The sequence below is a fragment of the Roseovarius arcticus genome, assembly GCF_006125015.1.
In the GTDB taxonomy this organism is placed as follows: Bacteria; Pseudomonadota; Alphaproteobacteria; order Rhodobacterales; family Rhodobacteraceae; genus Roseovarius; species Roseovarius arcticus.
The window spans coordinates 3,776,112-3,790,258 of record NZ_SZZN01000001.1 but is presented as its reverse complement, the minus strand read 5'-3'; the positions used below and the strand labels follow the sequence as shown (position 1 = coordinate 3,790,258).

At 62.1% G+C, this 14,147-nt stretch carries 8 protein-coding genes; 4 read left to right on the top strand and 4 right to left on the bottom strand.

The window, feature by feature from the left end; translation table 11 throughout:
- Nucleotides 1-86: 86 nt before the first annotated feature.
- The 3 genes from arfB to MK6180000_RS18110 form a co-directional block, all read right to left on the bottom strand.
- Nucleotides 87-509, bottom strand: coding sequence for an alternative ribosome rescue aminoacyl-tRNA hydrolase ArfB (arfB, locus tag MK6180000_RS18120; protein WP_138936025.1), 423 nt, complete (start codon nt 507-509; stop codon nt 87-89).
- A 304-nt stretch (nt 510-813) separates the two neighbouring features.
- Nucleotides 814-1,653: a penicillin-insensitive murein endopeptidase gene (mepA, locus tag MK6180000_RS18115; RefSeq protein ID WP_425466861.1), complete on the bottom strand. Its 840-nt coding sequence runs from the start codon at nt 1,651-1,653 to the stop codon at nt 814-816.
- A gap of 56 nt (nt 1,654-1,709) precedes the next feature.
- A complete protein-coding gene (locus MK6180000_RS18110) occupies nt 1,710-3,047 on the bottom strand; it encodes an MFS transporter (RefSeq protein ID WP_171054686.1) in 1,338 nt (445 codons plus the stop codon).
- A 142-nt stretch (nt 3,048-3,189) separates the two neighbouring features.
- Between MK6180000_RS18110 and MK6180000_RS18105 the strand changes: the two genes are divergently transcribed.
- The 3 genes from MK6180000_RS18105 to yaaA all read left to right on the top strand — a co-directional run bounded on the left by MK6180000_RS18105 (nt 3,190) and on the right by yaaA (nt 6,402).
- Entirely contained in the window at nt 3,190-3,477 is a 288-nt protein-coding gene (locus MK6180000_RS18105) for a YggT family protein (protein ID WP_138936022.1), read from the top strand.
- A 101-nt stretch (nt 3,478-3,578) separates the two neighbouring features.
- On the top strand, nt 3,579-5,618 hold the full coding sequence (recQ, locus tag MK6180000_RS18100; protein WP_138936021.1) for a DNA helicase RecQ: 2,040 nt from the start codon (nt 3,579-3,581) through the stop codon (nt 5,616-5,618).
- Nucleotides 5,619-5,646: 28 nt separating this feature from the next.
- Complete coding sequence (yaaA, locus tag MK6180000_RS18095; RefSeq protein WP_138936020.1) at nt 5,647-6,402, top strand: peroxide stress protein YaaA; 756 nt, start codon at nt 5,647-5,649, stop codon at nt 6,400-6,402.
- A 5-nt stretch (nt 6,403-6,407) separates the two neighbouring features.
- On the opposite strand, the gene MK6180000_RS18090 is transcribed toward yaaA, so the two are convergent.
- Nucleotides 6,408-8,594 carry a response regulator gene (locus MK6180000_RS18090; protein WP_138936019.1) on the bottom strand — a complete coding sequence of 729 codons (2,187 nt, stop codon included), beginning with the start codon at nt 8,592-8,594 and terminating at the stop codon, nt 6,408-6,410.
- A 143-nt stretch (nt 8,595-8,737) separates the two neighbouring features.
- On the opposite strand from MK6180000_RS18090, the gene MK6180000_RS18085 reads away from it, so the two are divergent.
- Nucleotides 8,738-14,143: an alpha-2-macroglobulin family protein gene (locus MK6180000_RS18085; RefSeq protein ID WP_138936018.1), complete on the top strand. Its 5,406-nt coding sequence runs from the start codon at nt 8,738-8,740 to the stop codon at nt 14,141-14,143.
- The last annotated feature ends 4 nt before the right edge of the window (nt 14,144-14,147 follow it).

Genomic DNA, 14,147 nt, shown 5'->3' with positions numbered 1-14,147 from the left:
ACGCGCGAACCACCAGTATCTGGCGGTCGGGCGGACCTCTGATCTTTGACTTGTGCGAAATGTTGCAGGCAGAAATGAGTTTTCCGCTACCCTTCGCCCTCGACCTTGCCGCGCATCGCCTTCACCTCGCCGCGCACTTTCTTCGCCTTGAGGCGGCGCTTTTTGCTGCCCAGCGTGGGGCGGGTGGGGATGCGGCGCTTGGGCTTTTCTGTCGCCTTGCGGATCAGTTCGGCCAGACGATCGCGGGCGATATCGCGGTTGCGCGCCTGATGCCGCGTTTCGTCGCACTGGATGATGAGCGTGCCGTCATTCGTCCAGCGCCGCCCGGCGAGCCGCTTGAGCCGACGTTTGACAGGATCAGGCAGGTTGGGAGAACGCTCAGCCTCAAAGCGCAACTCAACCGCACTGGAGGTCTTGTTCACGTTCTGCCCGCCGGGACCACTGGCGCGCACGAACTGCTCGGTCAGCTCCCAATCCTCGATCGAGATGGTGTCTGTAATGCGCAACATATGCCTGTGTTTATCGACCTGCGGTAGAAATCAAAAGGGCCGCCCTGTAACAGGACGGCCCTTAAGAAGTCTTCGGAGGTGTGCCAGTTAGGCTCTCACCAATCAGATTAGCTCAAATATCCGAGGGCTGCCTCAGATACGCGCCCCTCCAACTGTTCCGACACCTCGCTCCAATACCACTTTAGACACTGGGCCACCTCCTTTCAGTTGTTGAACTCTAGGGGTAGCCTGACACAGATTTTGCACATGTCAAAACAAAATGATGTGGGCCGCGCAGTTTTCGCCACGTCATGTTGCGCCCCTACTATTGCGATTGCAGAACCCCGACGCATTGCTGGGGCAGCTCTGCCATGGTCAATTCGCGGCGCGGCTTAGGCTTGGGCGCGTTGGGATCGCGCGGCTTCGCTTTGGGCGGGTTGAGGATGTTGTTGACCCATTGCTGCGCATCGGCGCAGCCATCGCCGGGCGGCGGCGGGGCCTGATTCACGCAACCAGTCGCGCCTGACGGACACGCCAGCCGCACATGGAAATGGTAGTGATGCCCCCACCAGGGCCGAATTTTGCGCAGCCAGTCGCGGTTGCCAGTCTCGTCCTTGCACATCTGCACCTTGGCACCCGGAAAGATAAATATGCGCGCAACACGCGGATCACTTGCCGCCGCCTTTAGCAACTCGTGCTGGGCACGGGTCCAGCGCGAATTCACGAACGCCCCGTTCGCGCGGCGCATGGACACAGCCGAGAGGTTCTCGCGCTCGCGAATGCTGAGGTTCAGGCGGCTGGGGGCCATCAGCCAGATATCGGCATCAAGGCCCATCTGGTGCGAGCGGTGCCCGCTTAACATCGGGCCGCCGCGCGGCTGGCTCATATCTCCTAAAAACAGGCCCTGCCAGCCCGGCATGCGCGCCGCTTTGGCCGATAACTGCGCAACAAAATCGATCAACTGTGGATGCCCCCAGTTGCGATTACGCGACAGGCGCATCGCCTGCCATGTCGGCCCGGTCTGGGGCAGTTGCATGCCGCCGGCCATACAGCCCTTGGCATAGCTGCCAAATGGCGCGGCGCCTTGGCGCGAGCCGACGTTCGCCGCGCCAAAAAACTGCTTGGCCTCTTTGCCCTGCATATTTGCGGGCACATTTTGTGCCATCGCGGGCAACGCATAGACTAGCGCGCAAGCCGCGAGAAATGCCTTAAAAGTGTTTTTCATTCGGATGGGTCTCCTTCCGGTTTCACCCAGATTAGCAGTACAAGGCCCAGCGCGAAAAGCCCGATCAACGGGCTGACCCCAATTTGTTGGCTACCCGACGCCGATGTGGCAATCCCGATAAGGGTCGGAGCAATGAATGCGGTCGCCTTGCCCGCCAGCCCGTAGAGGCCAAAGGATTCTGCCATGTGTCCCGCCCGCGCCTGCCGTACCATCATTGACCGGCTGGCCGATTGCACTGCGCCGCCCGCCGCACCAATCAAGATACCGCAGCCGTAGAACAAGACGTCCGGCAGGATCGATCCGGGCACCAGCGCAACACCATAGATCGCCCCGCGCGATATTGCGGTGATGGATATGGCAACAAAGAGCAGGACCAAAATCGCGGCCACAATCACCGGCTTTGGCCCGAAACGGTCATCGGCAAATCCGCCCAGCCATGCAAAAACTGCCCCCGCGACCAGCGCGAGGATACCGAAGATACCGACGTGCACCACGCTCCACCCCAGCACCCCGGCGGCATAGATACCGCCAAAGAAATACATCCCATTCAGCGCATCGCGGTAGAACATCGACGCCGCCAGGTAGGAGAACATAGAGGGCGTGCGCGGCAGATGCTGGATCGTCGTCATAACCGTGCGCAGCGCATCACGCACCGCATGGGCACCGCCGCCTACGGGCCTGGGGTCGCGCACCCACATGAAAAAGGGGATCATAAAGAGGATGTACCAGAACCCTGTCAGCGGCCCGACAAAGCGCGTACCCTCGCGTTTTGCTGCGTCGAAACCAAAAGCCGGGTCAAGGCCGATCAGCGTTTTGCCTGTATCTGCCCCTTCGGCGAAAAACAGCAGCATAATCACCAATGCAACCAACCCGCCGACATAGCCGAACGCCCAGCCATTGCCGGAAATACGCCCAATCTCCTCCCGTGTCCCCAGATCGGGCAACATCGCATTGGTGAATATCGTTGCAAACTCCATCCCGATCATGCCGATCACAAAAAAAGTCAGAACCATCACTAGGTTCAGATCGCCGGGGATCGCCCACCACGTGCCGAACGCGCCCAGTACATACATTGCCGAGAACCCTTGGATCCACTGGATGCGCGCGCCCGAATGATCGGCCATCGCCCCCAAGACAGGCGCGCCCAGCGCGATGATGATGCCGCCCGCCGCGATGCCAAACGCCCAAACCGTCTGTGCCCGTGCGCCGTCGCCGATCAGCTCATTGATGTAGGGTGCAAAGATGAACGTAATCAGCAGCGTGTTATACGGCTGGCTGGCCCAATCAAAAAAGAACCAGCCCCAGATCCGGCGGCGATAGCTGATATCCTTCATAAGGTCCTCTAACTCCGGCTGCGGTCCGCCCCCGGTATGGCAGCGCGCGCGCGGCCGGGGCAAGCCATTCCGAGCGCTGCCCTTGCGCTTTGCGCCCGCTCCGCCTACCTCAGGGCAGGTTTTATTCGAGGAATGACTTTCCATGCTGGCAATTTACGGACCTTTGCAACTGATCCTGAACATCATTTATTTCGTTATGATCGTTCACATCATCATGAGCTGGCTCATCAACTTTCAGGTGCTGAACCTGCGCCAGCCGCTGGTCGCCCAGATTTGGGACGGTCTGAACCGCCTGCTTGAGCCGATTTATCAGCCCATCCGCCGCGTCCTGCCAAACACTGGCGCGCTGGATTTGGCGCCCTTGGTCGCGCTGATCGTCGTCATTTCGCTGCGCGCCTACATTCTACCAGTAATTTTCGGCTTCGCCTGAGACCAGCAATCGTCGGCTTTGCGCCAGCCGGGACTTGTTCACCGAATCTTAGTGTGAAAATACTTCTGTAAGAGCAGCCAAGCAATTTGCAGGATATTTCCATGCCCCCCGCCCCCACCCTTCTGAGGGATATCTTCGGATTCGATGCCTTCCGGCCCGGGCAGGAGGACATCGTGACCGCCGTGGCAGAGGGCCGCAACGTGCTGGCCATTATGCCCACGGGCGGCGGTAAATCTCTCTGCTTCCAGTTGCCCGCCCTCATGCGCGAGGGCGTCACCGTCGTCATATCGCCCCTTATAGCGCTGATGCGCGATCAGGTTCGCGCCCTGCGCGCGGCGGGCGTTGAGGCCGGTGCGTTGACCTCCGGCAACACCGAGGAAGAGACAGCCGCCGTCTGGGAGGCGCTTGAGGCCGGGCGGCTCAAGCTGCTTTATATCGCGCCCGAACGCCTCGCCGCTGGATCGTCGATGGGAATGTTGCGCCGCATCGGCGTTTCCCTGATCGCGGTGGACGAGGCGCATTGCGTGTCGCAATGGGGTCACGATTTTCGCCCCGATTATCTGCGGATCGGCGAATTGCGCCGCGCTTTGGGCGTGCCGCTGGCCGCGTTCACCGCAACCGCCGACGCAGAAACGCAGGACGAGATCATCGAAAAGCTGTTCGATGGCGCCGCGCCCGAGCGTTTCCTGCACGGCTTTGACCGGCCCAACATCCACCTCGCATTTGCAGCAAAGGACAGCCCGCGCCGCCAGATCATGGACTTTGCCGGCGCGCGCAAGGGCCAGTGCGGCATCGTCTATTGCGGCACCCGCGCGCGCACCGAAACGCTCGCGCAGGCGCTGCGCGAGGGCGGCCACAACGCGGTGGCCTATAACGGCGGGATGGAGGCCGGCCTACGCCGCGAGGTTGAGGGGCGCTTTAACACCGAGGACGGGCTGATCGTAGTGGCCACCGTCGCCTTCGGTATGGGCGTCGACAAGCCTGACATCAGGTGGGTCGCCCACGCCGATCTGCCCAAATCCATCGAGAGTTACTATCAGGAAATCGGCCGCTCGGGCCGCGACGGCGCGCCGGCCGAAACGCTGACCCTGTATGGCCCCGACGACATTCGTCTGCGCCGCAGCCAGATCGACGAGGGGCTGGCCCCACCCGAGCGCCGCATGGCCGATCACGCACGCCTCAACGCGCTTCTGGGTCTGGCCGAGGCACTGGAGTGCCGCCGTGTCAAACTACTGGGCTATTTCGGTGAGGATACCCAGCCATGCAAGAATTGCGACCTTTGCGATACGCCCCCCGCCACATTTGACGGGACCGAGGCGGTGCGCAAAGCGCTTTCGGCGATCCTGCGCACTGGCGAATACTTCGGCGCGGGTCATCTCATCGACATTCTGACCGGCAAGACCACCGAAAAAGTCCGCCAGCGCGGCCATGACGATCTGCCAACCTTCGGCGTTGGCAAAGATATGTCTAAGCAAAGCTGGCAAGGAATATTTCGCCAGATGATGGGCCACGATCTGGTCCGCCCCGACCCCGAGCGGCACGGCGCGTTGCGCATGACGGACCCCGCCGTACCGATCCTCAAAGGCGAGGGCACCATCACCCTGCGGCAGGATACGATGCAAAGCACCGAACGCCGCCCGGCGGTCAAGGCACTGGTATCGGACGAGGATGCGCCACTGCTATCGGCGCTCAAGGCCAAGCGCCGCGCCTTTGCCGAGGCCCAAAGCGTGCCGGCCTATATCGTCTTTAACGACCGCACCCTGATTGAGATGGCCGAGATGCGCCCTGCCACATTGGATGACATGGCCCGCATCGGCGGCGTTGGCGCGAAAAAGCTGGATCAGTATGGCGACGCTTTCTTGGAGGTCATTAACGGCGAAGCGGCACAGATGCATCCATCCCGGCGCAAGCTGGCGGGGCGCGCAGCGGGCAGCATCTACGACCAGTTGATTGAGACGCAGACACAGCTGGCGCGCGGCGCTGATGGTCTGGACAAGCCGCTGAGTTGTTCGACCTCGCTGATCACCCGCATCGCCGAGCAGCGTCCGCGCGACGCCGCGCAAATGGCACGCATCCTCGGCGACAAACGCGCTGAGCGGTTCGGCCCCGCCTTTCTGGACGTTTTGCAAGAGGCGGACTAGATCAGGGGCAACCGAAAAGGAATTGCCGATGCTCGTTGTAGTTTCACCCGCCAAAAAACTGGACATGTCGCCGGTGGATACGCATGCCACAATCCCCGGCTTTGCCAAGGATGCCAACGCATTGGCAAAGGTCGCGGGAAAGCTGAGCCAAGCAGAGCTGCAAAAACTGATGAGCATCAGCGCCAATCTGGCCCAGCTAAATGCCGAGCGCTTTGCCAACTTTGGCGACATGGACAGCAAGCCTGCAGCGCTCGCCTTTGCCGGGGACACCTATCAGGGGCTAGAGGCCAAAAGTCTTGATGTAGATGAAATGGCTTGGGCGCAGGATCATTTGCGCATCCTGTCGGGCCTTTACGGCCTGTTGCGTCCCTTGGACGCGATCCAGCCGTACCGGCTGGAGATGGGCAGCAAGCTCAAGACCAAGCGTGGCAAATCTCTATACGAGTATTGGGGCGTCCGGATATCGGAGGCGCTGAATCGCCATGCCGCGGATGTGGACGCAAGTGTTCTGGTCAACTGCGCAAGTCAGGAATATTTTGGCGCCGTGGACCCTGCCGCGCTAAAGCCTCGCGTGATTACCCCTGTATTCCTTGAGGATAAGGGTGGCCAGCCCAAAATCGTCAGCTTTTACGCCAAGAAGGCGCGCGGTGCGATGGCGCGGTTCATAATCCAGAACCGCCTCAAGGACGCGGACAGTTTGCTGGAGTTCGATACAGGCGGCTACAAACACAGCCCAGATTTATCAAAAGAGGGTAAACCGGCGTATTTGCGCGCCGCAAGCTGAGCGCGTTAGCCCGCCTCTGCAACAGGTGCAACCGGCGGGCGCACATCCGGCGGACAGGCATCCATAATGCGTTCGTGAATCGCGGCCTTTCGTAGCGGCTTGGTCAGGTAATGATCGAGGCCGGCTGCGAGAATGTCGGTATCGTCGCCGTCCATGGCGTGCGCCGTCATCGCCACCACCGGCACATGCGCGCCGCTGGCCTTTTCCAAGTCGCGAATGCGCCCGGTCGCCTCCTTGCCGTCCATCAGGGGCATTGAGATATCAATAAAAACGATGTCCGGCGCAAAAGACTGGTATAACTCGACCGCCTCCACCCCATTTTCGGCAAATACCAGATCAATATCCAAAGAGCCGACCATCTTGCTAAAGACCAGACGGTTCGTCTTGTTGTCTTCGGCGGCCAGCACCCGCAGCGCACGGATCGCAGTTTCCGGCTCGGATGTCTGCGGCGCCTCGCCGTCAGGCATCTCAACGGCGCTAAGGGATTTCAGCACAGCACACAGATCGCGGCGTGCGACAGGTTTTTGCAAAACCGCGTGCACGAGGGCGCGCGCCGGGTCTTGCGCTGCATACCCTGTATTGCCGCTCAGCAGGATAATCGGTGCACCGTGCCCGCCCGCGCGCAACGCCTCGGCCAATTCCAGCCCGTCCATGCCGGGCATTTCGTGATCGGTCAGAACCAGATCGACAGTGCCGTCCATCTGCGCCAGCGCGGCGTCGCCCGATGCGCAGCACACTGTTTTGAGCCCCAGCAATTTCAGCCTTTTTTCCATGATCAGACGGTTCGCGTCATTTGCGTCGACCACCATCACCCGGCGCAGATCGCCAGTGTCGATGGGGCCGGGGTCCTCGCCCTCATCTACCATTGGCAGCGTTAGCTTTAGCCCAAAGGTTGAGCCGGTGCCCAGTACGCTTTCCACCCAGATGCGCCCGCCCATCATCCGCACCAACTGCTGCGAAATAGCAAGGCCAAGGCCGGTCCCCTCGAAGCGGCGGTTATGCTCATCATCGACCTGATTGAACTCGCCAAAGACGTGATCGACCTTATCCTCGGGGATGCCGATGCCCGTATCCTCAACCGAGATGTGCACCTGCGCCGTGCCGTCGGTTCCCACTATACCCGTGACGCGGATCAGGACTTGGCCGGTTTCGGTAAACTTGACGGCGTTACCCATCAGATTGGTCAGTATTTGCCGCAGGCGGCCCGGATCGCCGATGAACTGCGTCGGCAGGAACAAGTCGTAATCCAGCAGAATTTCTAACCCCTGATCGCGCGCCTTGGGCAGCATCAGCATGATTAGCTCGTGGATGCAGCGCTCCAAATCAAATGACTCGGGCTTCAGCACCAGCTTTTTGGCCTCAATTTTTGAATAATCCAGCACGTCGTTGATGATGACTAGCAGCGCCTCGCCTGAATTCTTGATCGTGTCGGCGTATAGGCGCTGTTCTTCGCTCAGCTCGGTATCTTTGAGCAGATCGGCCATGCCGACGACGCCGTTCATCGGCGTGCGAATCTCGTGGCTCATATTGGCGAGAAAGGACGACTTCGCCCGGCTGGCATCCTCCGCGCGGGCGCGGGCATCCTTCAACCGCTCTTCGTAGCGGATCGTCTCGGTGATGTTCAACGCCAGACTAACTACATCCCCGCCGTGGCCGCGCTGGTCGATCAGCTTGATGTATTCGCCGCTCCACAGACGGATCACTGTCGGCTCGGGGTCGTTGCTTTGCCAGCGGTCCAGCATCGACTCGCGCCACTCTGCAGGGGTCTCGTCGCCAATATCGACGATACCCTCCTCGGTGGCCAGTTGCAGGATCTCGACATAGCTGATTCCGGGCTCGATCAGGTCCAGCCCATCGAACACCGACATATAAGCCGGGTTGGCGGCGATCATGCGCCCGCTATCGTCAAAAAAGGCAAAGCCGTCCTGGATTGTTTCGATCGAGTGCCAGAGGCGCCTCTCGGCCACCTGCACCTTTTCGTTGGCGACGTGCAGGTCCGATTTGACCCGCTGATTTTCATCCTCGACGGTCTGCACCTTGGCGCGGGTGACGACGATTTCGTCCGACAGGGCACGTGCATGTTTGCCCAACTTGCGGTTGGCCGCATGCAGTTCGGCCTGCTTTTGCTCTAGCAGACGCTCTGCCCCAAGGCGCGCGCGCCTTTCTTGTGCCAGCTTATTGGCGAGCGTCATGCCGATTCCCTGCCGCGTCGTTCCAAACGAAGTGCCGTGACTTTGGCGGATTGAGGTGAACAACAGCTTAATCTGTGCGCGTGAATCATTGCCCCGCCGCCGGCCTCATGCCACGATGATGCGGTCATGCTCAGGAGGCTCCGATGCTGCGTCACGTCATTTTATCGCTGTTTGTCATTGGCTTCGCCGCACAAGCGGCCGCACAATCGGCCGTCCCTGAGCGGCGCGCGATCATCACCGCCGATGTGGACTTCTACGGCGCTGACCTGACCGCCATCTTTGATACCACCTATGAGGCCTGCCAAAATGCGTGCCTCGGCTATCCCGATTGCCGCGCCTTTACCTATAATTCCAAGTCAAACTCTTGCTTTCCCAAGAGCAGCGTCAGCGAAGAGCAACCGTTTGAGGGGGCCTATTCGGGCCGTATCGTCGCCGCCAACCCGCAGATTTTGGCCGCCTCACAGGATCGCGCAAACGAACTGAGTTTTCTAGGCAACGCCGCGCTGAGCACCGCGTACGAGCAGGCCGCCAAGATCGGGCGCGTCCATTCCGGAGGCGCCTGGTCCGTTGAGGCGATGATCACAGCCGCGCAGGACCGCGAGGCTACGGGCGATATCGTCAATGCCATGCGCTGGACCGGCGCCGCCGTCGCCACCGGCGATTTCGCCGAGCATTGGACAGATTACGCCCGCCTGTCGCTGCGCATCAACGAGGATCAGAGTACGTATGTGGCGCAAGCGATCAGCGCAGCCACCAACGCCTATCTGCGCGCCCCCTCAGATGGCGCACGCGTCAATGCGCTACTGGTCATGGCCGATGCGCTAGAGCGCGCCGAACGGGGCCGCGACATGGTGCAGGCGCTGCGACTTGCCAGCGAAATTCAACCGCGCGAGGATGTCACTACCAAGCTGGATGCAGCCGTCGCAAAGTATGGCTTTCGCGTGACCGATAACAGCACGGACGCCGACACCGCCGCACCGCGCATCTGCGCCGAATTCTCTGAGGATCTAATCGTCGCAGGCACAGACTATGCGCCCTTCGTGCGCCTGCCCGATCCCGGCCTCGTGGTGCAGCCAGAGCAGCGGCAAATCTGCATTGACGGCGTCAAGCATGGAGAGCGATACACGATCACTTTCCGCAAGGGCCTGCCTGCCGCCGATGGCCAGACGCTTGCGAAAGATATCGCAATAACCGCGTATGTGCGCGACCGCGCGCCTAATGTCGCATTTCCGGGTCGCGCCTACGTGCTGCCGCGCGCTGCGGATGCCGCCCTGCCGGTCGAAACTGTGAATCTGGACACCGTGCAGCTTAGCCTGCGCCGGGTGAGTGACCGCAACCTCTTGCGCGCCATTCAGGACGGATACTTTGGCCGCCCGCTGGACGGCTATTCGCTAAACGACTTTTCGGAAAACATCGCCCAGGATGTCTGGACCGGCGTGGGCGAGGTGCAAAACGAGCTGAACCGCAACATGACCACGCGCCTGCCGCTGGGCGACGTGCTCAGCGACCAGCCCACCGGCATCTACACCCTGACGGCCAGCATTGAGGGTGTGGATACCTATGACGACGCCGGCGCGACTCAATGGTTTGTGCTGACCGATCTGGGCCTGACGACGTTTATGGGCAATGACGGCCTGCACGTGTCGGCGCGCAGCCTTGCCAGCGCGGATGCGCTGGAGGGGGTCGAGGTGACGCTGCTGTCGCGCGCGAACGCGGTGCTCGGCACGGCAATGACTGACGCCGAGGGGAACCTCCGATTCGAAGCTGGCCTCACACGTGGCACGGGCGGCGCAGCCCCCGCGCTGGTGATCGCGAAACGCGGCGACGAAGATGCAGCGTTCCTGTCATTGACCGATCCTGCGTTCGATCTGTCAGATCGCGGCGTTGAAGGCCGCGCGCCTGCGCCGCCCGTCGATGTCTTTCTCGCCACCGATCGCGGCGCGTATCGCGCGGGCGAGGTGATCCAAGCCACCGCACTGGCGCGCGACGATCGCGCAGATGCCACCGCCGGACTGCCCCTCACCGCGATCCTGACGCGCCCTGATGGCGTGGAATATACGCGCGCGCTGTCGCCGGATGGTGCGGCTGGCGGTCATGTGTTCAATCTGGCGATAGGTGACACTGCACCCCGCGGCACGTGGACGCTAGATATCAAGGCCGACCTGGACGCCCCCGCGCTGGCCTCGACCCAAGTGCTGGTCGAGGATTTCCTGCCCGAGCGGATAGATTTTACCCTGACCCTACCCGAAGGCACGCTGAGCGCCGATGCCCCTGCGCCTGTTCAGGTCGCGGCGAAATACCTCTTTGGCGCGCCCGGCGGCGGCCTGAAATCCGAGGGCGAGCTGGTGCTGCGTCCGGCGCGAAACCTGGACGCCTTCCCGGGCTACCTCTTTGGCCGCTATGACAGCACGGTGGGTCCGCGCGTTTCGGTTTTGGACGCGAGGACAACTGCGGCGGACGGCACGTTGTCTCTACCCTTGGAGATGCCCGAGGATCTGGGCGAGGATCGCCCCTATACTGCCACCGCCGTAGTGCGCCTGCGCGAAGGGTCGGGCCGCCCGGTTGAGCGGCAGATCACCCGCACTGTCGCCCCCGCCGCTCCCGTCATCGGGATCAAGCCCGCGTCGGACGGTGTGGTGCAGGAGGGCGGTGAGGCACGCTTTGACGTGATCGCCATTGCGCCGGACCTGGCCCGCACTGCTATGGCCATCAATTGGACGCTAAACCGCGTTAACACCCGTTATCAGTGGTACCGCCAATATGGCGACTGGAATTGGGAGCCGATTGTCACCCGCACCCGCATCGCCAGCGGGGACGGGATGCTCGGCGACGCACCCCTCACCATCACGGCGCCCGTTGAGTGGGGCCAATACGAGCTCGTGGTAGAGCGTACGGATGGCTCCTACACCGCGTCCTCTACCGATTTCTATGCCGGCTGGTATGCGCCCGCCGATAGCAGCCAGACACCCGACACGCTGGAATTGTCGCTGGACGCCGAGGCCTACACCCCCGGCGACACCGCCCGCTTGCGCATCGTCCCACGCTATGCTGGCACCGCGCTGGTCACCGTTATGTCGAACCGCGTCATCTCGCAGCAGGCCGTCGAAGTCACGGAGGGCGAGAATATCATCCCCGTCGAAGTCACAGGCGACTGGGGCGCAGGGGCATACGTCACCGCTCAGGTCATCCGGCCGATGGATGTGGCCGCCGGGCAGAACCCGGCGCGCTCATTGGGGCTGGCCTACGCCAAGATCGACCCGGGCGCGCGCCAACTTGCGGTGACTATCGACACATCTGACGCGTCCGATCCGCGCGGACCGCTGAACGCCACCGTCAAGGTGGACGGGCTGGAGCGCGAGACAGGCTACGTCACGCTTGCGGCTGTCGACGTCGGCATCCTGAACCTGACTGGCTTTGACAGCCCCAATCCGTCAGATCACTACTTCGGCCAGCGCCGCCTGGGGGTAGAAATTCGTGACATCTATGGCCGCCTCATCGACGCGATGGACGGCGCCGAGGGGCGCGTCCGATCAGGCGGGGATGCAGGCAGCGGGATGCAGCGCAAGTCGCCACCCCCGACCGAGGATCTGGTTGCCTACTTCACCGGGCCTATCACAGTCGCCACTGATGGAACGGCAGAGGCGCAGTTCGACATCCCCGATTTCAACGGCACCGTCCGGCTGATGGCCATCGCATGGAGCGCGCGAGGTGTCGGCCAAGCAGACCGCGACGTGCTGGTGCGCGATCCCGTAGTGCTGACCGCATCGGTGCCCCGCTTCCTCGCGCCGGGTGATCGTAGCTCTATGCTGTTAGAGATTGTCCATGCCGCCGGCCCGGCAGGCCGCATCGGGATGGACATAACAGCGCCCGGACTAACGCTTGATGGCGCGCCCTCAGGCTTTGATTTGGCTGAGCGGCAAAAGAAGACGTTCCGCCTGCCCGTCACTGCAGGGGAGGTGGGCGATTATCAGATCCGCATCGCCATGACGACGCCGGACGGCAAACAACTGATCAAATCACTGACCCTGCCCGTGCGCGCCAACGATCCGGCTGTGTCCGAAACCCGCCGATTTGAGCTGGCGGCAGGCGATACGTTCACGCTGACGGATGATGTCTTTGCCGACTATCGCCCCGGTACGGGCGAGGCTGTGATGTCGGCCGGCGCGCTGGCGCGGCTAAACGTGGCGGGGCTGCTGCAATCGTTGGATCGCTACCCCTACGGCTGCACCGAACAGACGACATCGCGCGCGCTGCCGCTGCTCTATTTCAATCAGGTCGCCTCTGCCCTTGGCCTAGGAGGCGATGCAGCCATTAAACAGCGCATCGAGCAGGCCGTCGCCCGCGTGCTGACGCGGCAGACCTCCAGCGGCGCGTTCGGCCTCTGGCAGGCAGAATCGGGTGATTTTTGGCTGGATGCCTATGTCGCTGACTTCCTGTCGCGCGCCCGCACCGAAGGGTTCGACGTGCCGGACCACGCCTTTACCATGGCAATGGACAACCTGCGCAACCGCGTGAACTACGCCCCCGATTTCGATAACGGTGGTGAGGATATTGCCTATGCGCTGATGGTCCTCGCCCGCGAAGGCGCCGCCGCGATGGGCGATTTGCGCTACTACGCCGACGTCAAAGCGGGCGATTTCGCCACGCCGCTTGCACAGGCGCAACTGGGCGCGGCGCTAGCGTCCTACGGGGACCCGTCACGCGCCGATCGCATGTTCCGCGCAGCGCTGGACAGCAGCGCACGCGATACGGACGAGCGTCATGTATGGCGCTCGGACTATGGCACCGCCGCACGCGATCGCGCGGGCGTACTAGCCCTGCTGGTAGAGGCAGGCAGCGAGGTGGGCGACACCAATGAGTTGGCCCGCCGCCTGAATACCGAAGGCCCGCACATGTCCACCCAAGAAGAGGCGTGGAGTCTTTTGGCTGCAAATGCCCTGATCAAGGATGCGTCCTCGCAGGGTTTGACCCTCAATGGCGAGCCTGTCACCGGCCCGTTCATCCGCAAGGTCGCGGCACAGACTCTGGTGCCACAACGGATTGAGAATACCGCAAGCACCAGCACTGACATCACGCTGACCACCTTTGGTGTGCCACAAGTGCCCGGCCCGGCAGATGGCTATGGATACCGGATTGAGCGCAGCTATTACGACATGGACGGCAATTCCGCTGAACTGGGAAGTGTTGCGTCGGGCGCGCGGTTGGTCGCGGTTCTGACCATCACACCGTTTGAGGACGGCGAGGCGCGGCTAATCATCGACGATCCGCTGCCGGCAGGGCTTGAGATCGACAACCCGAACCTCTTGCGGTCGGGCGACGTGCGCTCGCTCGACTGGCTGAAAACGGCATATGCGCAGCACACCGAATTCCGCTCGGACAGGTTCATAGCCGCCGTGGACTGGCGCGAGGACGAGGCATTTCGCCTTGCTTATATCGTGCGCGCCGTGTCACCCGGCAGCTATCACCACCCCGCCGCCACGGTCGAGGATATGTATCGGCCTCAGTACCGCGCCCACACGGATACCGGCCAGTTGACTGTGACCGAGTAGGGAT

Coding starts and splice junctions, on each gene's coding strand:
- mepA (WP_425466861.1), bottom strand. CDS start 1,653: ATGGCACAAAATGTGCCCGCAAATATGCAGGGCAAAGAGGCCAAGCAG.
- MK6180000_RS18090 (WP_138936019.1), bottom strand. CDS start 8,594: ATGACGCTCGCCAATAAGCTGGCACAAGAAAGGCGCGCGCGCCTTGGG.
- recQ (WP_138936021.1), top strand. CDS start 3,579: ATGCCCCCCGCCCCCACCCTTCTGAGGGATATCTTCGGATTCGATGCC.
- arfB (WP_138936025.1), bottom strand. CDS start 509: ATGTTGCGCATTACAGACACCATCTCGATCGAGGATTGGGAGCTGACC.
- MK6180000_RS18105 (WP_138936022.1), top strand. CDS start 3,190: ATGCTGGCAATTTACGGACCTTTGCAACTGATCCTGAACATCATTTAT.
- yaaA (WP_138936020.1), top strand. CDS start 5,647: ATGCTCGTTGTAGTTTCACCCGCCAAAAAACTGGACATGTCGCCGGTG.
- MK6180000_RS18110 (WP_171054686.1), bottom strand. CDS start 3,047: ATGAAGGATATCAGCTATCGCCGCCGGATCTGGGGCTGGTTCTTTTTT.
- MK6180000_RS18085 (WP_138936018.1), top strand. CDS start 8,738: ATGCTGCGTCACGTCATTTTATCGCTGTTTGTCATTGGCTTCGCCGCA.